This is a genomic window from Streptomyces sp. W1SF4 (assembly GCF_003950035.1).
GTDB classification, from domain to species: Bacteria; Actinomycetota; Actinomycetes; order Streptomycetales; family Streptomycetaceae; genus Streptomyces; species Streptomyces racemochromogenes.
The window spans coordinates 3,982,501-4,002,922 of sequence record NZ_CP034350.1 but is presented as its reverse complement, the minus strand read 5'-3'; the positions used below and the strand labels follow the sequence as shown (position 1 = coordinate 4,002,922).

The window sequence follows — 20,422 nt, the reverse complement described above, 5'->3', positions numbered from 1 at the left end:
TCAGGACTCCTTGACGGCGATGGTCTCCACCGTGTTCGCGACGTGCTCGAACGCGTCGGCGGCCTCTTCGAGGACGTCGACGATCTGCTTGAGCTTCAGCACCTCGATGGCGTCGTACTTGCCGTTGAAGAGCTGGGCGAGCAGCTTGCGGTGGATCTGGTCGGCCTGGTTCTCGAGGCGGTTGACCTCGATCCAGTACTCGGTGAGGTTCTCCATCGTCCGCAGGTGCGGCATGGCCTCGGCGGTCAGCTCGGCCGCCCGCGCCAGCACCTCGATCTGCTGCTCGACGCCCTTGGGCAGCTCCTCCACGTTGTAGAGGACGACCAGGTCGACCGCTTCCTCCATGAAGTCCATGATGTCGTCGAGCGACGAGGCGAGGCTGTAGATGTCCTCGCGGTCGAACGGCGTGATGAAGGACGAGTTCAGCTGGTGGAAGATCGCGTGAGTGGCGTCGTCGCCCGCGTGCTCCGCCGCCCGCATCCGCTCCGCGATCTCGGCCCGGGCGGAGGGATCCGCTCCGAGCAGTTCCATCAGGAGCTTGGAGCCCGTGACGATGTTGTCCGCGGATGCGGCGAACATGTCGTAGAAGCTCGTCTCCCTGGGGGTCAGACGAAATCGCACGTGAGGTCCTCGGGGTGCATTGGATTCGGTCAGGCTGATGCTAGGCGCATCCCCCGGCCACGGCTAACCGGCCGTTCCCCAGTGTCCTCCATCAGGCAGAGTGGGCGTCACGGACCCCTGTCCCCCCGGCCTGGGCGAAGTACCCTATACCCATGAGGGGTATAACCCCTCTTTCCGGACCACGGGAGGACCGATGACCACCATCGAGGCGGAGGGCTCCGGAGCCGTCCACGGCTACCACCACCAGAAGGACGAGCACCTCAAGCGACTGCGCCGGATCGAGGGCCAGATCCGCGGCCTCCAGCGCCTCGTCGACGAGGACGTGTACTGCATCGACATACTCACGCAGGTCTCGGCCAGTACGAAGGCCCTCCAGTCCTTCGCCCTCCAGCTGCTGGAGGAGCACCTGCGCCACTGCGTCGCGGACGCCGCGGTCAAAGGCGGCACCGAGATCGACGCGAAGGTCGAGGAGGCCACCAAGGCCATCGCCCGCCTGCTGCGCAGCTGACGACCGGCCCCGCCCGCGCCGGCCCCCCGGACACCGTCCGGGGGCGCGGCCCCGCAGGCCACCGCGGCTACGGGCAGACGCTCATCAGCACTTCGTCGATCCGGTCCTGGCTCAGCCGGTCCTCGGCCGCCGCCGAGGCCGCGATGATCAGTTCGCCGCACAGCTCGATCTCGGCGAGCGCCACGTGGTCCTGCACCGACATGCCGCCTGCGGGAGTCACGCGTGTCACCTCTCTCTGCCGTCCTCGCCCGTCGGCGCTCGGCATCCCAGCCTAGGGAGCGGGCCCCGTTCCGCGCATGACACGGATGGACCATTTCCGGATAGCGGCGCCATGGCCCGGAGGCACCGCTTCGGACCGCCCGGACGGCTACTCGGCGATCTTCCCGGCGTAAATGTCCCCGCTTGGGGGCAATACGACGGTCACCGGAGTCCCGAAACCGTAGAGCAGCGTGGTCGAGGAGACATCGATCACGCCATTCTTGACGTAGGTGAAGCGGTGCCGGACCTTGCGCAGCCGCCCCTCCTCGTCGAGGTAGGCGTCGAAGGGGACGCTGTCCTTGCTGAACCCTTTCGCCGCCGCCTCCAGGGCCCCCTTGACGCCCGGGGAGGCGCTCTGCGCGGCCCGCGCGATGTCCGTCGTACCCCGGTAGTGGCGCACCTTGGTGCCGGCCAGGTCGGTCTCACCGACGTACGTGACCTCCTGCGCGCCCCGCAGCAGCTCGGCCGCGGCCACCGGGTCGGTGGCGCCGCCGGTGACGAGGTTCCCGTCGGAGAGGGTGGTGGTGTCGAGCCGGACCCACTTGTCGTCGGGGACTCCGGCGCCCCGGTTCTTCATGTAGAGCGCGCCGGGGACGAGCAGCTCGGTGATGGGCCGGTGCTCGGGCTGCCCCTTCACGTCGGCGGGGAGCATCACCAGCAGCTGGCCCATCCGCTTGCGGAAGTCGACCCCGCCCTCGCCCCGGATGGTCACCCGGGTGCCGCCGGTGGCCATCTCCATGGCCGTACGGGTCTGCGCGCTCCCGGCGGCGGTCAGCGCGTCGGCGGCCCCGCGCACCGCGGCGGCCGGGTCTCCCGGCGGCCGGTCGTCGCGGGCGCCCTTCGCGCTCCCGCCGCCGGGGCCGCTGCCGCCGGCCGGGCCGCTGCCGCCGTCGGTGCCCGTGCCGCTCGCCGCGCCGCACGCGCTGAGCGCCGCCACGGCCAGGGCCGCACAGACGGCGACCACCGCCTCACCCGCACGCCTTCTCGGTCGCCTGTGCTGGTGCACCACCATCGCCTGCCAACCCCCAACGCGTGACCGCTGTTTGCCCGAGGCCCCCACCCGCTCCGGTTAACGAGGTCCGGGGTTTCCCGTAACGGGCCGCCGGGTTCCGGGGGCCGTACCGGCTGCGGTCGGGCCCCGGTACCGTGGAGGGGTGGACCCGCACACCAAGGCGACCCCGGTCGCTCCGTTTACCGTTGTGCCCGACCCGCGAGACCACGCGGAACCGGCTCGGCCGCCCGTCGGCCACTCCACCAGCACCGCGGAACGCGGCTCGTTCTGCCTGGCCGTGTGCAGCTGCGGCTGGACGGGGCCGGCCCGCCGCTCCCGTGACCTGGCCCGCAGGGACGCCGGCAGACACACCGCGGGCTGACCCTCTTCTTCCGTTTCCTCCGTTCGGACGTCCCGGCTGGCCGGGGGCCCGGGGAGCGGTTGCGCTGGTTCCATGCCAGGTACCGCACGCTCCCTCGCCGCCCTCTGCTGGGCGTTGCTGCTCGTGCTCACCCCGGCCGCGGCCGCCTGGGCCCGCCCGGTGGGCTCGGCGGACGGGCCGGCCGACGTGGCGCTGGCCGTCGGGCTCACCACCGCGGCCGCCGTGGCGACCGGGCTGTGGCTGCGTTCCCGCTACCGCCGCGACGGCAGGGGGACGGAGCATCGGGGCGGGCGCGGCGGGGGCGGCGAGCAGTGACCCCGCGCTCCCGGCCGACGGCGGTGCGGCTGTGCTTCGCCGCGGCGGCCCTGTGCCTGCTGGTGGCGCTCCTGCTGGCGCTCTGGAGCCCGTAGCCGGCTCCGGCTCGACACGGCCTACGCCGCGAGGTCGCTCTCGGCCGGCCGCTGCGCCAGCTCGACGGGCCGGGCCACGACGCGCTCGCGGGCCCGTACGAGCACTCCGAACCGGGCCGAGCGGGCGACGGCCCTGACGACGGGGGCGAGCGCCGCCATGGCGAGCGGGGCGAGGAGCAGGACGACGGCGGTGCCGAGGGCGAAGCCGCCGATGACGTCGGTGGGGTAGTGGACGCCGAGGTAGACCCGGCACATCCCCTCGGCGAGCGCCAGCCCGATCCCGACGAGCCCGAGCCGGCGGTTGACGAGGAACACCCCGACGGCGAGGGCCATGCCGAGCGTGGCGTGGTCGCTGACGAAGGAGAACCCGGAGCCGGGGGCGCCCGCGCCGCCGAGCACTTCGATGCCGTCGTGCTGGAGGAACGGCCGCGGCCGGGCGACGAATCCGCGCAGCGGGACGTTCACGAGGAGGGCCACGGCGGCGGCGAGCGGGGCCCACACGAGCGCGGCGAACGACTCGGCGGCGGTCGTCTCGTCCTGCCGCCTGGCGCCGCGCCAGCACCACAGCACGAGCAGGACCATGGCCAGCGGGAGCCCGTACGACCCGGCGAAGGCCACGGCCCGGTCGAACCAGCCGGGGGCGTGCCGGGAGAGGGAGTTGATCCCGTACAGCAGGCTGACATCCACGTTCGGCCCACCGGTCGTGAGTCCAGCCATGTGCCACGGCCCCTTGCCTGCGTAGGTCCCCTGCGGGCGCACGACGGTGTGCGCCCCCTTCAGCCCCCCAGCCGAACGACCCCCCGTGCTCATGGAACGCCCGTTCTGCCTGGGACGTTCCACTCTCCACCGAATGATCACTCCAACGTTATCCAAGAGAGACTCATCGCCGCAGCTCAGGGCCTGCGCTTCACAGAGAGTCGCTAGGGCTTGGAAGTTGACCCCGACCGCTCCGGAAGGGCCTCGGCCCCCTCCTTGGTCACGCGGGTCGCGCCGAAGTAGTCGGGCGTGTCGATCTTGTCGAAACGGATGACCGCGCCGGTGAACGGCGCGTTGATCATGTAGCCGCCGCCGACGTAGAGCCCGACGTGCCGGATTGCCCGAGAGTTCGTCAGATCATCGGAGAAGAACACCAGATCACCGGGAAGGAGTTCGGCGCGCGACGGATGCGACCCGGCGTTGTACTGGTCGTTCGCGACACGCGGCAGCTCGATGCCGACGCTCTCGTACGCCGCCTTGGTCAGCCCGGAACAGTCGAACCGCCCGTTGTCCGCGGCCGTCCCGTCCCCACCCCACAGATACGGCGTCCCGAGCTGCTTCTGCGCGAAGTACACGGCCCCGGCAGCCTGCTGCGCGGGCGCCACCCGGCCGACGGGCCGCGCGAAGCTCTTCTCCAGGGACCGGATGGACTTCACGTAGCCCTGGGTCTCGCTGATCGGCGGCACGCCCCCGGCCTTGATGACCCTGTAGGGACCGGCGTTGTAGGCGGCGAGCATGTTGTCGGACCGGTCGCCCGGCACCTGCGCCACGTCCTTGGCGAGCTGGCAGTCGTACGTGGCGGCCGAGGGGATGGCGTCCTTGGGGTCCCAGATGTCCCGGTCCCCGTCACCGTCGCCGTCGACCCCGTACGTGGCCCACGTCTCCGGGATGAACTGGGCGATGCCCCGCGCGTCGGCATGGCTGAGCGCGTCGGGCTTCCAGTTGCTCTCCGTGTACAACTGCGCCGCGAGCAGCGCGGGATTGAGCGCGGGGCAAAGGTTTCCCCACCGCTCCACCAACGGCTGGTACACCGCCGGCACCGCACCCTTCACCAGCCCGACCGCACCCTGCCTGGCGCCGCCCGCGATGCCCGCCGCCGCCGAATAGGTGCCGACGACCAGCAGCGCGACGAAGGTCAGGCACACGCCGATCCCGATCCCGCTTGCCACCCAGAACTTGCGCACCCGTCAACACTGCCTCATGCCGCGTCGCCTGACAGTGCATTCCCCACTCCGGCCCGGCACTATTTCACCGGAAAGCCGGTGCAGTAGACACTGCTGTACTCCTTGACCCCACGGACCCGGTAGACCAGCACGGTCCAGTCCCCCGGATCGTTGGCGGTCGGAATGGCCGGGAACTTCTTGCGCGTCCCCTCGTTGTCCACGAGCTCCGTGGCGAAGTCGTCCGGGTAGGTGAGCTCCACCGGGCGGCCGCCGGGCGGGTCCTTGAGATCGACCGGCTTGCTGGCGTACCCGATGCTGTGGTTGTAGTCGCGGACGGACTCGAAGGGCCGCCGGGTCTTCTCGTCGATCTCGTGCGGGGGCTTCACCCCGACGGAGACCGCGTAGGAGCCCTTCTCCGTGTTGTGCTCCTTCAGGAACAGGGTGATCTTCACCTTGCCCGTCACCGTCTGCGCCTTCGGGTCGTCGGCGTCGACGGCGGACGCCAGCAGGAACTCCGCCCGCTCCTCGTTGGGCAGGTTGCAACCGCCCGTGGTGGAGGTCCACAGGTCCCGCGACACCTTGTTCGGCTCGATGTGATCGGGCACCGCCGCCGCCCCGCCGCCCTGCGCGGACGCGGACGCGGACGGGCCGGAGGAGCCCTGCGCGGACGGCTGCGCCGACGCCACCGGGGCCGGGCTCCCGCTCGGGGCGGCGGCCGCCCCGCGCTCACCGCCCTTCTTGTCGCCGCCCTTGGTCACCAGGTACCCGCCCGTGACCAGACCCCCCGCCACCAGACCCGCGACGGCCGCCAGCGCCCAGCGCGGTGCGGTACGCGTCCCGGTGACGGCCGGCGCCGCCGGGGCGGCCGGGGCGGCCGGGGCGGCCGGGGCGTACGTCGGCACGTAGCCGGCCTGTACCGCGGCGAGCCCCGGGCCGATGGTCGAAGGCAGCCCCGGCACCTGCGCCGCCCCGCCCCCGGCCGCCGTGAGGGCCGCGTACACCGGGTCGTCGACCAGCGCCGCGTCCACCGCGCAGCGGCGGATGACCTCGGCGAGGGCGGGCCGCCCCGCCGGGTCCGTGGCCACGCAGGCCCTGATCAAGGCGGCGAGCTCCGGCTCCACGCCCTCGACGTCGATCTGACCGTGCACCGCGCGGAAGTTCACCGCCGTCGGCTCGCCGGTGCCGTACGGGGCCCGGCCCGTGGACGCGTACGCGATCGTCGCGCCCAGCGCGAAGACGTCCGCCGCGGCCGCCACCTCCCCGCGCAGCAGCACTTCCGGCGCCGTGTACCCGGGAGTGCCCGGCGCGGTGCCGACCTGGGTCAGAGCCGTCTCGGCCGCGCCCTTGGCGATGCCGAAGTCGATCAGCTGGGGGCCCTGCGCGCCGAGGATGACGTTCTGCGGCTTGAGGTCGCGATGGGTGACCCCGTACGCGTGGACGCTCGCCAGGCCCTCCGCCAGCGCGGCGAACAGCCTGCGGCAGGACGCGGCCGGCAAGGCCCCGTACCCGGCCACGGCGTGACTGAGCGTCGGACCGGCCACGTACTCGGTGGCCAGCCAGTACGGCGGTGCGGCCAGCGACGCGTCGATCAGGTTCGCGGTGTACGCGGAGCGGACCGCGCGGACCGTCTCGGCCTCCCGGCGGAACCGCGCCAGCGCCTCCGGATGCCCGGTGATCTCTTCCCTGATCACCTTGATGGCCACCAGCCGGCCGCCGGGCGACCGCCCGAGGTACACCTGCCCCATGCCCCCGGCCCCCAGCCGGGCCAGCAGCGTCTGCGCGCCGATGTGGGCGGGGTCGGTCTCTCTCAGGGCCTCCATTCGGACGAGGGTGCCACACCGACTTCCATGGCGGAAAAGGGGGTTGGCCTCAGCGCCCGGCCACGAAGAGGCTCTGCGCCCCCCGCCCGATCGGCCCCTTCTCGTCGTGCAGGCGGGAGTCCGCGAGGCCGATCCCGGCCGCGTCCACGCTCGTACGGGCCTCCACGCACACCCACTCCCCCACCGGGTGGCGGTGCAGGTGGACGGTGAGGTCGCCGTTGACGAAGACGAACCGGCCGAAGTCCATCACCGCGCTGATCCCGTTCCCCGAATCGGCCGCCACCAGCACCCGGTCCAGCGGCCGCACCTCCTCGCCCGCCACCAACGGCACCCGCATCCGCATCCAGCAGGTCCCCGGCCCCGGCTCGACGAAGGCCCCCTCCGTGAACCGGGCCTCCACCGAGGAGTGGTAGCCCGTCTCCCACGGCACGGGGAAGAACGGCGTCACCCCCACCTCCCCCGGCGGCGGCACCACCGCCGCCGGGACCACCGCCGGCACCGGCTCCCCGGCCACCCGGATCCGCAGCGCCCGCGCCAGCATCACCGGCGCCCCGCCCGCCGGGGCCAGCGCCGCCTCGACCACCTCCGTGCCGCGCCCGGCCCGCAGCACCGAGGTGGTCACCTCCAGCTCCCCGATCGGCACCGGGCGCAGGATCTCGTACGTGATGCGGGCGATCCGCATGTCGGCCCGCGCCCCCGGCCGCTCCTCGACGGCCCGCCCGAGCAGGGCGGCCGGCGGCCCGGCGTGCTGGGAGCCCGCGTCCCACGGCCCGCGCGTCGCCGCGGTGGCCAGGAAGCGCCCTTCGCCGAGCCGCTCGTAGAACCCGTCCTCAGCATCCATGCCGCCGCACGCTACCCACAGGTAACCCGACGCGCCAGGCCCTGCACCCCCGCCACCCCGCCACCCCTCCGGCCCGCGCGCCCGCTCAGCGCGCGAAGCCCAGCCCCACTCCCAGCCCCACCAGCACCGACCCGATCGCCCGGTTCAGCGCCTTCTGCGCCTTCAGCATCCGCTCCCGCAGCCGCGAGTTGGAGAAGAACAACGCCACCGCCCCGAACCACACCAGGTGCGCCGCCGCCATGAACAGCCCGTACCCCGCCTGCTGCCACCCCGACGTCCCCGGGTTCACCACCTGCGTGAACGTCGACACCACGAACAGCGTCGTCTTCGGATTCAGCACATTGGTCAAGAACCCCGACCGCAGCGCCCCCACCCGCGTCAGCCCCGGCCCCGACTCCAGGTCCACCGTCAGCTCCGCCCGCGCCCGGAACGTACGGATCCCGATCCACACCAGATACACCGCGCCCGCCAGCTTGATCGCCGTGAACAGGGCGGTCGACGAGGCGATCAGCAGACCCACCCCGAGCATCGTGTACGACACGTGTACGAGCACCCCGGCCGCGACCCCCGCGGCCGCGAACAGACCCGTGGGCCGCCCGTACAGATAACTGTTCCTGACCACCATCGCGAAGTCCGCACCGGGACTGATCACGGCGAGCAGGGTGATGACGGCAACTGCGATCACTTCTGTCATGCACGCGATGCTCCCCCGCCCCCTCCGCCCGGATCAAGGGACTCCGGAGATCCGGGGACAATGGAGGGGTGTCCACCACCCCGCTGCCCCTGCTCCAGGCCGACTGCTCGAACTGCTTCGCCCTGTGCTGCGTCGCCCTGCCCTTCGCCAAGTCCGCCGACTTCGCCGTGAACAAGCCCGCCGGCACCCCCTGCAAGAACCTCCGGCAGGACTTCCGCTGCGGCATCCACACCCGGCTGCGCGACCAGGGCTTCCAGGGCTGCACCGTCTTCGACTGCTTCGGCGCGGGGCAGCAGATCTCCCAGGTCACCTTCGAGGGCCGCGACTGGCGCACCCACCCCGAGACCCGCGAGGCCGTGTTCGAGGCCTTCCCCGTCATGCGGCAGCTCCACGAGCTGCTCTTCTACACCGCCGAAGCCCTCACCCGCCCCGCGGCCGCCACCCTCCACCCCGCCCTGCGCACCGCCCTCGCCAAGACCGAGGCCCTCACCCGCGCCGACGCCGCCACCCTCACCGCCCTCGACGTCCCGGCCCTGCGCCAGGAGGTCAACGCCCTCCTCCTCGAGACGAGCGAGCTGGTCCGCGCCAAGACCCCCGGCCGCAAGAAGAACCACCGCGGCGCCGACCTCATGGGCGCCCGCCTCTCCGGCGCCGACCTGCGCGGAGCCAACCTCCGCGGCGCCTACCTGATCGCCGCCGACCTCAGCCGCGCCGACCTGCGCGGAGCCGACCTGATCGGCGCGGACCTCCGCGACGCCGACCTGCGCGGAGCCGACCTGCGCGACACCCTCTTCCTCACCCAGGCCCAGGTCAACGCCGCCCGGGGCACCCCCGAGACCCGCATCCCCCCGCACCTCAACCGCCCCGCGCACTGGGCCGCGTAACACCCCGTCACCGACGGGAGACCCGAAACGGCCCGTCTCGGCCCGCCCCCACCCCCCACCCCAGCGGCGCCCGCCCGACACCCGTGCGCCCCTCAAGCCTCCGTACGCTCCCCCGCTGCCCCGCCCTCCCCCCATTAGCCCGAACGGCCGCCCCTCACACGGCCCCGCGCACCCCGGGCCGACAATCATTGCCCGGGGTCACCCCCCGTGATACACAGAGTGACCTGCTCAGGGTGCGCATACGGGGCGCGGGCCGAGAGAACGGGTAAAGAGACCGGCCAAGTCGGCGACGCCGCCGGTTTCATCAGCGAAGATAGGGCGTGACCCCTGCCACCGGGCACGGGCTACCGGAACTACCCATACAGGGGCGGTGAGTTACATGATCCTGGCAGCTGAAAAGGGCGACATCACCACCATCATCGGCGGAATCGCCCCGAACTGGGGGCCGTTCGGCAGCCTCGGCAACGAGGCGAAGGTCATGATCGAGGTGGTCATGGCCGTCGCGATCCTCCTCTGCCTCGGCATCGCCATCTGGGGCGCGGCCAAGCAGCGCATCGGCGCGACCGCCCTGCGCGACACCTTCAGCGCGGAACAGGGCAAGGGCCTGATCGTGGCCGGCCTCACCGGAGTCTTCATCATCGGCTCCCTCGGCACCCTCTTCACGATCGTCTACGGGATGGCCGTCTAGCCGGACCGCAGCGCCCGGCCGCACCCTGATGAGGAATCACCACACCGCGCCTGAGCGGGAACGAGCGCTACCGTCGTACGACGCGGAGGGGGCGGACACGCAATGAGCAACGACGACCAGTACGGCGGCGGCACCGGCCACGCCGAGGTCGGCGGCACCGGCCAGACCCGCACCCGGCTCCCCGACCCGCCCTCCGACCCGTACGGCGGCCCCCGCCGCACCCCCCGCCCCTCCCGCGGCCTGATCACCGTGGTCGGGGTGGTCGTCCTGCTCCTCGCCGCCATCGCCTTCGCGAACCGCTCGGGCGACACCCCGGACACCACCACCTCCGACAAGGCCCCGACCACCACCTCGACGGCCCCCACGGGCACCGCCCCGGTCACCACCAAAACGGCCGGCATCCCCAAGGGCTTCGCCCACGACGAACAGGGCGCCCAATCGGCAGCCGCCAACTACGCGGTAGCCCTGGGCTCCGACGGCATGCTCAAGAAGGACGTCCGACACGCCCTCGTCGACGGCATCTACACCCCCGAGGCGGCGGCACTGCGCAAGGGCGCACAGGACGCCGCGTACACACCCGCCTTCCTCGCCACCCTCGGCCTCGACGCGAACGGCAACGCCCCGCAGGGCAGCACGTTCGTCACCCGCGCCGTCCCCGTGGGCACCCGCGTCGAGAGCTACAGCCCCACCACGGCCAAGGTCGCCGTCTGGTACACGGGCCTGGTCGGGTTGTCGGGCGCCAAGTCCACCACCCCGGTCCGCACCACCTGGAAGACCTGGACGTTCGAACTGACCTGGGCCCAAGACGGCTGGAAGGTCGTCTCCGACAGCCAGCAGGACGGCCCCGCCCCCGTACCCGGCGACGTCGCCGCCTCCACGTCCGACGACATCAGCAAGGCCGTCCAGGAGTTCGGAGGGTTCACCTATGCCCGGTAGCCGCCGCCCCGCCAGCGGTACGACGACCCGCCGGGGCCTGCACGCCGTCGGCGCCCGTACCACCGCCGCCCTGGCAGCCGTGCAGACGACCCTCGTCCTGCTGTCCGCCCGGGCCTACGCCGCCCCCAGCCCGAACCCCACCCCGACGGGGTCCGGCACCCCCTCCGGCACCCCGGCACCCTCCAAGTGCGAAGGGGTCATCGGCCCGCTCAAGGAAGACTGCGAGCGCCAGGTCGGCAACGCCCCCGGCACCACCCCCAGCACCGGCCTCTCACCCACCAGCCCGGACGCCATCAACCCCCTGGCCTCCCTCGCCAAAGGCTGCGCCGACGCCGCCGCCTGGATCGTGGGCAAGCTCAGCGAAGCCGTGAAGTCCACCGCCAACGTCGACTTCACCAACCCCGCCTTCCTCCAGCAGTACGCCGTCGTCTTCGCCGCCTCCACCGTCCTGACCCTCGTCCTGTGGCTGCTGGCCGTCGCCAAGCGCGCCATCCGCGGCGTCCCCCTCAGCACCGCCCTCTCCGAAGCCATCGGCTTCCTCTGGCTGACCGTCCTCGCCTCCGCCTTCACCCCGCTGATCCTCTACACCGTCGTCTCCGCCACCGACGGCATCACCGAGGTCATCGCCTCCGCCACCGGCAGCCAGACCGACGTCTTCTTCGGCTCCTTCTCCGAGGCCCTCAAAAAGGGCGACGACATCGGCGGCGGCCCGATCATGCTGATCGTCGTCGCCCTCGTCACCGTCCTCGCCGCCGGCGTCCTCTGGCTGGAGCTCGTCATCCGCGCCGCCCTGCTCTACGTCGGCGCCCTCCTCGGCACCGTCGTCTACGCCGGACTCGTCGACCGCAACATGTGGGGCCACGTCCGCCGCTGGGCCGGCATCATGATCGCCGTCATCCTCGTGAAACCGGTCATCGTGATCGTCCTCGGCCTCGCCGGCGCCCTCGCCGGCGAAAAGGGCCCCAACGCCTTCTCCGCCGTCGTCTCCGGCCTCGCCATCATCCTCCTGGCGATCTTCGCCTCCGCGATGATCTACCGCTTCGTCCCCGGCTTCGGCGACGAGATCGCCTCCGCCCGCTCCAACCGCAAACAGGCCACCGACGGCGCCCAGGCCGCAGCCGTCATCAGCTCCCCGGCCTCCCTCGTCTCCCAGGGCATCAAGACCCACAGCAGCCGCGGCGGCGCCCACCGCGCCGGCGGCGGCTCCGGCGGCGGCGACGCCAACCAGATCTCCGGAGGCATGGCCGCCCACAGCAGCCGCCGCTCCGGCAGCGGGACCACCGGCGGAAGTGTCCCCTCCGCCACGCCCCCGCCCCGCACTGGCTCGAGTACGAGGAACACAGGAGGTGACGGGCGTTGACGACCCAGTCCCACCAGCTCCACCCGGTCGCGCCCCGCCGCACGTATCTCATCGGCCGCGCCCGGCCGAACGCGATCGTCGGCAAGAACCGCGAAACCGGCGAAATCGCCCTGATCATCACCGGCGCCTTCTTCGGCATGATGAGCGGCCTGCTCGTCCCCGACCTCACCCTCCGCATCGTGAGCCTCGCCGGCTTCCCGCTGCTCGCCCTCGCCGCCGTGTACGTCCCCTACAAGGGCCGCACCTTCTACCGGTGGTTCGAGATCACCCGCAGCTACAAGCGCACCCTGCGCCGCGGCACCACCTACCGCTCCTCCGCCATGGAGGCCGGCACCCGCGCCGCCGACGGCCGCGAGGTCGAGATCGGCCCGCCCCCCGGCATCGGCCGCATCAACTGGCTCGCCGCCCCCTTCGGCCCCGACGAGATCGCCGTCCTCCTCCACGCCGACCGCAGAACCGTCACGGCCGCCATCGAGATCGAGGGCCCCGGCGTAGGCCTGCGCGACAGCGAGGACCAGGAAGCCCTCGTCGACCGCTTCGGCACCCTCCTCAAGCACGTCGCCAACGGCGACGGCTTCGTCACCCGCCTCCAGATGCTCGCCCGCACCCTCCCCGCCGACCCCGACGCCCACGCCAAGGACGTCGCCCAGCGCGGAAACGCCACGGCCCCCACCTGGCTGCGCGACTCCTACGACCAGCTCCAGTCGATGGTCTCCACCTCCTCGGAGCAGCACCGCGCCTACCTCGTCGCCTGCATGCACTACACCCGCGAGCTCGCCGCCGAGGCCAACACCATCGCCCGCGCCGGCAGCACCAAGGGCCGCAAACTCGACCGCGACGCCGGCCTCGCCATCGTCATGGCCCGCGAGCTCACCGACATCTGCGCCCGCCTCGCCGAAGCCGACATCCGCGTCCGCCAGCCCCTCGGCCAGGGACGCCTGTCCTCCCTCGTGCACTCCATGTACGATCCGGACCACCCGATCGACCACATCCAGGCCATGACCAAGCGCAACGCCTGGCCGGCGGAACTCGACGCCGTGGAGCCCACCTACCTCCAGGCCAAGACCCGCGAATCCTCCACCCGCGCCCCCTGGTGCCACGCCACCGCCTGGGTCAAGGAGTGGCCGATGACCCCCGTCGGCGTGAACTTCCTCGCCCCCCTCCTCGTCCACACCCCGGACGTCATCCGCACCGTCGCCGTCACCATGGACCTCGAACCCACCGAGGTCGCCATCGAGCGCATGCTCACCGAGAAGACCAACGACGAAGCCGACGCCTCCCGCGCCGCCAAGATGAACCGCACCGTCGACCCCCGCGACATCGCCGCCCACGGCCGCCTCGACCAGAGGGGTGAAGATCTCGCCAGCGGCGCTGCCGGAGTCAACCTCGTCGGGTACATCACGGTGTCCTCGCGTTCACCCGAAGCCCTCGCCCGCGACAAGCGCACCATCCGCGCCTCCGCCGGCAAGTCCTACCTGAAGCTCGAATGGTGCGACCGCGAGCACCACCGCGCCTTCGTCAACACCTTGCCGTTCGCCACCGGCATCCGACGCTAGCTGGAGGGAATAGCCGCCATGCGAGATCCCATGTCCGCGCTGACGGACGCCTTCACCAGCTTCCTCTTCGGCAAGGTCGAGACCACCCGCCTGCCCGTACGCACCTCCACCGGCCAGGCCCAGGCCGTCTACCTGCCCACCGCCGCCCCCGGCCTCGGCGACTCCGGCGTCATCATCGGCCGCGAGGTCTACAGCGGCAAGGGCTACATCTACGACCCCTTCCAGCTCTACGGCCAACAGCTCCCGGCCCCCCACTGGCTCGTCCTCGGCGAATCCGGCAACGGAAAATCAGCCCTGGAGAAGACCTACGTCCTGCGCCAGCTCCGCTTCCGCGACCGCCAGGTCGTCGTCCTCGACGCCCAGGGCGAGGACGGCGTCGGCGAATGGAACCTCATCGCCCAGCAGCTGGGGATAACCCCCATCCGCCTGGACCCCATCGCCGCCAACGACGACGGGATCCGCCTCAACCCCCTCGACCCGGCGATCACCACGACCGGACAGCTCGCGCTGCTCCGCACCATCATCGAAGTCGCCATGGGCCACGGCCTCGACGAACGCTCCGGCTTCGCCCTCAAGGTCGCCCACGCCTACGTCGTCGACACCATCACGGACCGCCAGCCCGTCCTCACCGACATCGTCGACCAGCTCCGCCACCCCGAAGCCGAATCGGCCCAGGCCATGAACGTCGACATAGACGACGTCCGGGCCTGGGGCCTCGACGTGGCCCTCGTCCTCGACCGCCTCGTCGACGGCGACCTGCGCGGCATGTTCGACGGCCCCACGACCGTCGGCATCGACCTCGACGCCCCCCTGATCGTCTTCGACCTCTCCCACATCGACCGCAACTCCATCGCCATGCCCATCCTCATGGCGATCGTCGGCGTGTGGCTGGAACACACCTGGATCCGGCCGGACCGCAAGAAGCGCATCTTCCTCGTCGAAGAGGCCTGGCACATCATCAACAGCCCCTTCGTCGCCCAGCTCTTCCAGCGCCTCCTGAAGTTCGGCCGCCGCCTCGGCCTGTCCTTCGTCGCCGTCGTCCACCACCTCTCCGACGTCGTCGACGGCGCCGCCGCACGCGAGGCCGCCGCCATCCTCAAAATGGCCTCCACACGCACCATCTACGCCCAGAAGGCCGACGAGGCCCGCGCCACCGGCCTCGTCCTCGGCCTGCCCCGCTGGGCCGTCGAAATCATCCCGACCCTCACCCCCGGCATCGCCGTCTGGGACGTCAACGGCAACGTCCAGGTCGTCAAACACCTGATCACCGAAACCGAACGCCCCCTCGTCTACACCGACCGCGCGATGACCGAGTCCTCCACCCCCCAGCAGCTCCCCGACGACCTGCTGGCCGCCGAACTCGAAGCGGAGGAACGAGCCCTGTACATCGAACGCCAGCGGGGCTCCGGCCCCGGATCAGCGACCACGGTGGCCTGACCATGCCCGACGCGAGACGTACGGAGCCCCCCGCGCGAGCCGGCGGCGTCCCCGACGGGGTCCTCGTCGGCCTCCTGGCCTTCCTCCTCGGCCTCGCCGTCCTCGTCTGGTCCGCCACCGGCCTCGCGGCCCTCTTCACGCGGGGCGCCTGGCCGGCCACCGTCACCTTCACCCGCACCCCGGGGGCCGTCCGCGCCCTGATAACGCAACCCCACGACATCCCCGGCGCCTGGCCCGACACGGACCCCGCGGCGCTGTCGGGGTGGGGCCTGTTCTGGGGCCTGTTCATCAGCCAGCTCCTGGTCGTGCTGGTCCTGACGATCTTCACCATGGGCATCGTGGCCCGCACCAAGGCCCGCCGCACCCAAGCCCGGCAACAGCCGCAGCCCCAGCCGGCCGAGCCCCACCGCACGCACCCCGCCCAGATGCACCCCGCGCAGGCCGAGCCCCACCGCACGGCCCCCGCACAAACGCACCCCGCCCCGGCCGAGCCCCACCGGGGGGACCCCGAACGAACGCACCCCGCACTGGCCGAGCCACACCACACGGCTCCCACTCAGATGCACCCCGCACCGACCGAGGCCCCCCAGGGGGACCCCGCCCAGACGCACCCCGCCCCGGCGCCGGCCGAGGCCCGCCCATGGGAACCCGCGCCCCACGAGGCCCGCCCGCGGACGCAGCCGCCCGCGCCCGGCAGGACCTCGGGCACCCCTCCGCACCCCGAGCCGGCACTCCCCGGCCGGTCCCCGTCCCACGCCCCGTCAGCGGCAGCGCCGGCGGCAGCCGCACACGCCCCAGCCTCGGCACCGGCACCGAACCCCGTACACGCACCCGGCACGGGACACGCGCCACCCCTCAGACCGAGCCCCGCCCGCTACACCTCGCTCGGCGACACCCCCACCCCCGCCAAGGACGCCTACCGCTACGGCTTCGGCTACGCCCCCGCGAGGTCCACCGCCGCCGCCCCGGCCCCCCGCCTCGCCTACGCCGACCCGGCCGAACGCCACCGCCTCGCCGCCCAGGCCCTCGCGGCCGCGGAGGGCGCCGCCCTGGTGGTCACGTCCTCCCCCGCCCTGTGGGCGGAGACCAAGGACGCCCGGGCGAAGCTCGGCCCGGTCCTCCTCTACGACCCCTCGCACCTGTGCGACACCCCGGCCCGCATGCACTGGAACCCCGCCGACGGCTGCGCCGACCGGGACACCGCCGCCGCCCGCGCCGTCGCCCTGCTGTCTCCCCTACGCCCCCAGGCCCGCATCGACAGCGCCCTCGCGGACACCGCCGAAACCCTCCTGCGCAGCTGGCTCCAGGCGGCCGCCCTCGACGGCCTCCCGTTCAAGCAGCTGGCCCGCTGGGCCCAGGGCACCGCCGCCCAGGACCCCGTACGCATCCTGCGCACCCACCCCCAGGCGGCCCCCGGCAGTGCCGGCGAGCTCGAAAGCGCGCTCACCGCCCACCCCGAACGCCGCGAGCAGGCCCAGCAGCTGACGGCCCGCGCCCTGTCCTGCCTGACGTCGATCCACATCCGCGAGGCCTGCAAACCGAACCGTACGGATTCCCTCACCCTGGCTTCGTTCGCCGCCGAAGGGGGCACCCTCTACGTACTGGGCGAACCCCTGGAGGAACCGCGCACCCACCCGGGTGCGATGCCCCTCCTCACCGCCCTCGCCGCAGACGTGGTCGAGCACGGCCGCCGCATGGCCGCACGGTCATCCCACGGTCGGCTCGACCCACCACTGACCCTGGTCCTGGAGGACGTGGCGGCCGTCGCCCCCGTCCCCCGGCTCCCCGAGCTCCTCGAGGACGACGCCCTCCCCCTCCTGGCACTCTGCCGCAGCCGCGAACAGGCCCGCTCCCGCTGGCCGGACTGGCCCGCCGACGCCCGCTAGGGCCGGCCGATCACGTACTCGTGCTCCTTCGCCGTCGGGTCGTCCGGCTTGGGGATCACCAGCCCGCTCGCCCGGAACCCGAACCGCCGGTAGAAGCCGCCGGCCCGCTCGTTGTGCTCGTGCACGAAGAGCCGTGCGCGTTCCAGCACCGGCTCCTCCCGCGCCCACACCCACTCCAGGGCCGCCGCGAACAGCGCGTCGGTCAGCCCGCTCCCCCGCTGCTCGGGACGCACGAACACCCCGACGACGTGCCCCTGGTCGGCCTCGACGACCTGCTCCAGGAAGTCCCTGCCGCCGGCGGCCTCGATGAACACGGTGACGGACCCGTCCCACCGCCCGTCGGGCGCCTCGGCGACGAACTGCCGCACGTGCACCCCCTCCGCCGCGCCGGCCGCCCGGTCCTGCCAGAACGCGTCGGGCTTGGCGGCGGCCTCCTCGACGGTCTCCAGGAACGCCATCGGCGCCGCCGGATCACTCAACGCGGCCAGCCGCAGTTCCTTGACCTTCTGCCATTCGTCGGCCCGCACGGACCGGATCACATGCTGTTCCATGCACCGAATCCAACGCCCCGTCCCGCCACGGGTCAACGGGATATCGGATCCGCACGGCCCGTAAACGCAGAAAAGCCCCGCACCAGAAGGTGCGGGGCTTTCCCACAATGATTGTTCGGCGGCGTCCTACTCTCCCACAGGGTCCCCCCTGCAGTACCATCGGCGCTGAAAGGCTTAGCTTCCGGGTTCGGAATGTAACCGGGCGTTTCCCTAACGCTATGACCACCGAAACACTATGAAGTTTGAACTCCAGCCGGCAAGGCGAGTTCGTTACTTCAGAACTAACACAGTGGACGCGAGCAACTGAGGACAAGCCCTCGGCCTATTAGTACCAGTCAGCTCCACCCGTTACCGGGCTTCCACATCTGGCCTATCAACCCAGTCGTCTACTGGGAGCCTTACCCTCTCAAGGAGGTGGGAATACTCATCTTGAAGCAGGCTTCCCGCTTAGATGCTTTCAGCGGTTATCCCTCCCGAACGTAGCCAACCAGCCATGCCCTTGGCAGGACAACTGGCACACCAGAGGTTCGTCCGTCCCGGTCCTCTCGTACTAGGGACAGCCCTTCTCAATATTCCTACGCGCACAGCGGATAGGGACCGAACTGTCTCACGACGTTCTAAACCCAGCTCGCGTACCGCTTTAATGGGCGAACAGCCCAACCCTTGGGACCGACTCCAGCCCCAGGATGCGACGAGCCGACATCGAGGTGCCAAACCATCCCGTCGATATGGACTCTTGGGGAAGATCAGCCTGTTATCCCCGGGGTACCTTTTATCCGTTGAGCGACGGCGCTTCCACAAGCCACCGCCGGATCACTAGTCCCGACTTTCGTCCCTGCTCGACCCGTCGGTCTCACAGTCAAGCTCCCTTGTGCACTTACACTCAACACCTGATTGCCAACCAGGCTGAGGGAACCTTTGGGCGCCTCCGTTACCCTTTGGGAGGCAACCGCCCCAGTTAAACTACCCATCAGACACTGTCCCTGATCCGGATCACGGACCGAGGTTAGACATCCAGCACGACCAGAGTGGTATTTCAACGGCGACTCCACAACCACTGGCGTGGCTGCTTCAAAGTCTCCCACCTATCCTACACAAGCCGAACCGAACACCAATATCAAACTGTAGTAAAGGTCCCGGGGTCTTTCCGTCCTGCTGCGCGAAACGAGCATCTTTACTCGTAGTGCAATTTCACCGGGCCTATGGTTGAGACAGTCGAGAAGTCGTTACGCCATTCGTGCAGGTCGGAACTTACCCGACAAGGAATTTCGCTACCTTAGGATGGTTATAGTTACCACCGCCGTTTACTGGCGCTTAAGTTCTCAGCTTCGCAACCCCGAAAGGTCACTAACCGGTCCCCTTAACGTTCCAGCACCGGGCAGGCGTCAGTCCGTATACATCGCCTTACGGCTTCGCACGGACCTGTGTTTTTAGTAAACAGTCGCTTCTCGCTGGTCTCTGCGGCCACCCCCAGCTCAGAGAGCAAGTCTCATCACCAGGAATGGCCCCCCTTCTCCCGAAGTTACGGGGGCATTTTGCCGAGTTCCTTAACCATAGTTCACCCGAACGCCTCGGTATTCTCTACCTGACCACCTGAGTCGGTTTAGGGTACGGGCCGCCATGAAACTCGCTAGAGGCTTTTCTCGACAGCATAGGATCATCCACTTCACCACAATCGGCTCGGCATCAGGTCTCAGCCTTAACGTGTGACGGATTTGCCTACCACACGGCCTACACCCTTACCCCGGGACAACCACCGCCCGGGCTGGACTACCTTCCTGCGTCACCCCATCGCTTACCTACTACCACCTTGGATCGCCGGCTCCACCACTTTCCATTCCCCGAAGGGTCCGGAACGGCTTCACGGGCTTAGCATCAGAGGATTCGATATTGGGCGTTTCAAAGCGGGTACCGGAATATCAACCGGTTGTCCATCGACTACGCCTGTCGGCCTCGCCTTAGGTCCCGACTTACCCTGGGCAGATCAGCTTGACCCAGGAACCCTTAGTCAATCGGCGCACACGTTTCTCACGTGTGTATCGCTACTCATGCCTGCATTCTCACTCGTGAACCGTCCACAACTAGCTTCCGCTGCTGCTTCACCCGGCACACGACGCTCCCCTACCCATCACAGCGGGCGTTGGCCCTATTGCTGCAATGACACGACTTCGGCGGTACGCTTGAGCCCCGCTACATTGTCGGCGCGGAATCACTTGACCAGTGAGCTATTACGCACTCTTTCAAGGGTGGCTGCTTCTAAGCCAACCTCCTGGTTGTCTCTGCGACTCCACATCCTTTCCCACTTAGCGTACGCTTAGGGGCCTTAGTCGATGCTCTGGGCTGTTTCCCTCTCGACCATGGAGCTTATCCCCCACAGTCTCACTGCCGTGCTCTCACTTACCGGCATTCGGAGTTTGGCTAAGGTCAGTAACCCGGTAGGGCCCATCGCCTATCCAGTGCTCTACCTCCGGCAAGAAACACACGACGCTGCACCTAAATGCATTTCGGGGAGAACCAGCTATCACGGAGTTTGATTGGCCTTTCACCCCTAACCACAGGTCATCCCCCAGGTTTTCAACCCTGGTGGGTTCGGTCCTCCACGAAGTCTTACCTCCGCTTCAACCTGCCCATGGCTAGATCACTCCGCTTCGGGTCTAGAGCGTGCAACTCAATCGCCCTA

At 70.4% G+C, this 20,422-nt stretch carries 18 protein-coding genes and 2 rRNA genes (1 of these 20 cut by a window edge); 9 read left to right on the top strand and 11 right to left on the bottom strand.

What is annotated here, in order from left to right:
• The gene (locus D1J60_RS18670) at positions 1 to 621 is read right to left on the bottom strand and encodes a DUF47 family protein (protein ID WP_007265452.1); all 621 of its coding nucleotides are present in this window, start codon (positions 619 to 621) and stop codon (positions 1 to 3) included.
• A 193-nt stretch (positions 622 to 814) separates the two neighbouring features.
• Here D1J60_RS18670 and D1J60_RS18665 point away from each other — a divergent pair, with 193 nt between their 5' ends.
• Positions 815 to 1,129, top strand: coding sequence for a metal-sensitive transcriptional regulator (locus D1J60_RS18665; RefSeq protein WP_042801353.1), 315 nt, complete (start codon positions 815 to 817; stop codon positions 1,127 to 1,129).
• A 67-nt stretch (positions 1,130 to 1,196) separates the two neighbouring features.
• Here the strand turns inward: D1J60_RS18665 and D1J60_RS18660 are convergent, their stop codons facing one another.
• Both D1J60_RS18660 and D1J60_RS18655 read right to left on the bottom strand, forming a co-directional pair.
• Positions 1,197 to 1,349, bottom strand: coding sequence for a hypothetical protein (locus D1J60_RS18660; protein WP_241253640.1), 153 nt, complete (start codon positions 1,347 to 1,349; stop codon positions 1,197 to 1,199).
• Between the two features lie 147 nt (positions 1,350 to 1,496).
• The gene (locus D1J60_RS18655) at positions 1,497 to 2,351 is read right to left on the bottom strand and encodes a hypothetical protein (protein WP_125821851.1); all 855 of its coding nucleotides are present in this window, start codon (positions 2,349 to 2,351) and stop codon (positions 1,497 to 1,499) included.
• Positions 2,352 to 2,832: 481 nt separating this feature from the next.
• On the opposite strand from D1J60_RS18655, the gene D1J60_RS18650 reads away from it, so the two are divergent.
• Entirely contained in the window at positions 2,833 to 3,075 is a 243-nt protein-coding gene (locus D1J60_RS18650) for a hypothetical protein (protein WP_125595604.1), read from the top strand.
• 116 nt (positions 3,076 to 3,191) lie between these two features.
• Here D1J60_RS18650 and D1J60_RS18645 read toward each other — a convergent pair whose 3' ends face one another.
• From D1J60_RS18645 to D1J60_RS18625, 5 genes are all read right to left on the bottom strand, one after another.
• Positions 3,192 to 3,887, bottom strand: a complete 696-nt coding sequence (locus D1J60_RS18645; RefSeq protein WP_125821850.1) for a phosphatase PAP2 family protein — start codon at positions 3,885 to 3,887, stop codon at positions 3,192 to 3,194.
• 203 nt (positions 3,888 to 4,090) lie between these two features.
• Positions 4,091 to 5,110, bottom strand: a complete 1,020-nt coding sequence (locus D1J60_RS18640) for a bifunctional lytic transglycosylase/C40 family peptidase (protein WP_125821849.1) — start codon at positions 5,108 to 5,110, stop codon at positions 4,091 to 4,093.
• A 59-nt stretch (positions 5,111 to 5,169) separates the two neighbouring features.
• Positions 5,170 to 6,909, bottom strand: a complete 1,740-nt coding sequence (locus tag D1J60_RS18635; RefSeq protein WP_125821848.1) for a serine/threonine-protein kinase — start codon at positions 6,907 to 6,909, stop codon at positions 5,170 to 5,172.
• Between the two features lie 49 nt (positions 6,910 to 6,958).
• A complete protein-coding gene (locus tag D1J60_RS18630) occupies positions 6,959 to 7,750 on the bottom strand; it encodes a thioesterase family protein (RefSeq protein ID WP_125821847.1) in 792 nt (263 codons plus the stop codon).
• Positions 7,751 to 7,835: 85 nt separating this feature from the next.
• A complete protein-coding gene (locus D1J60_RS18625) occupies positions 7,836 to 8,444 on the bottom strand; it encodes a LysE family transporter (RefSeq protein WP_125821846.1) in 609 nt (202 codons plus the stop codon).
• A gap of 68 nt (positions 8,445 to 8,512) precedes the next feature.
• On the opposite strand from D1J60_RS18625, the gene D1J60_RS18620 reads away from it, so the two are divergent.
• The 7 genes from D1J60_RS18620 to D1J60_RS18590 all read left to right on the top strand — a co-directional run bounded on the left by D1J60_RS18620 (position 8,513) and on the right by D1J60_RS18590 (position 17,191).
• Positions 8,513 to 9,328, top strand: coding sequence for a pentapeptide repeat-containing protein (locus D1J60_RS18620; RefSeq protein ID WP_125821845.1), 816 nt, complete (start codon positions 8,513 to 8,515; stop codon positions 9,326 to 9,328).
• 379 nt (positions 9,329 to 9,707) lie between these two features.
• Positions 9,708 to 10,016, top strand: coding sequence for a hypothetical protein (locus tag D1J60_RS18615; protein ID WP_008742356.1), 309 nt, complete (start codon positions 9,708 to 9,710; stop codon positions 10,014 to 10,016).
• Between the two features lie 102 nt (positions 10,017 to 10,118).
• Positions 10,119 to 10,952, top strand: a complete 834-nt coding sequence (locus D1J60_RS18610; RefSeq protein WP_125821844.1) for a hypothetical protein — start codon at positions 10,119 to 10,121, stop codon at positions 10,950 to 10,952.
• Entirely contained in the window at positions 10,942 to 12,312 is a 1,371-nt protein-coding gene (locus D1J60_RS18605) for a hypothetical protein (RefSeq protein WP_241253314.1), read from the top strand. Before D1J60_RS18610 ends, D1J60_RS18605 begins: the two co-directional genes overlap by 11 nt.
• Positions 12,309 to 13,868: an SCO6880 family protein gene (locus D1J60_RS18600; protein ID WP_125821843.1), complete on the top strand. Its 1,560-nt coding sequence runs from the start codon at positions 12,309 to 12,311 to the stop codon at positions 13,866 to 13,868. The genes D1J60_RS18605 and D1J60_RS18600 overlap by 4 nt, the downstream gene beginning before the upstream one ends.
• 18 nt (positions 13,869 to 13,886) lie before the next feature.
• Positions 13,887 to 15,305, top strand: coding sequence for an ATP-binding protein (locus tag D1J60_RS18595; RefSeq protein ID WP_125821842.1), 1,419 nt, complete (start codon positions 13,887 to 13,889; stop codon positions 15,303 to 15,305).
• Positions 15,306 to 15,307: 2 nt separating this feature from the next.
• Positions 15,308 to 17,191, top strand: a complete 1,884-nt coding sequence (locus tag D1J60_RS18590) for a type VI secretion protein (RefSeq protein WP_125821841.1) — start codon at positions 15,308 to 15,310, stop codon at positions 17,189 to 17,191.
• Here D1J60_RS18590 and D1J60_RS18585 read toward each other — a convergent pair.
• The 3 genes from D1J60_RS18585 to D1J60_RS18575 all read right to left on the bottom strand — a co-directional run.
• Positions 17,188 to 17,742: a GNAT family N-acetyltransferase gene (locus D1J60_RS18585; protein ID WP_125821840.1), complete on the bottom strand. Its 555-nt coding sequence runs from the start codon at positions 17,740 to 17,742 to the stop codon at positions 17,188 to 17,190. The two genes, D1J60_RS18590 and D1J60_RS18585, sit on opposite strands and share 4 nt — an antisense overlap.
• A 113-nt stretch (positions 17,743 to 17,855) precedes the next feature.
• A 5S ribosomal RNA gene (gene rrf / locus D1J60_RS18580) occupies positions 17,856 to 17,972 on the bottom strand.
• A 75-nt stretch (positions 17,973 to 18,047) separates the two neighbouring features.
• Positions 18,048 to 20,422 (bottom strand): 23S ribosomal RNA (locus D1J60_RS18575) (it continues 744 nt past the right edge of the window).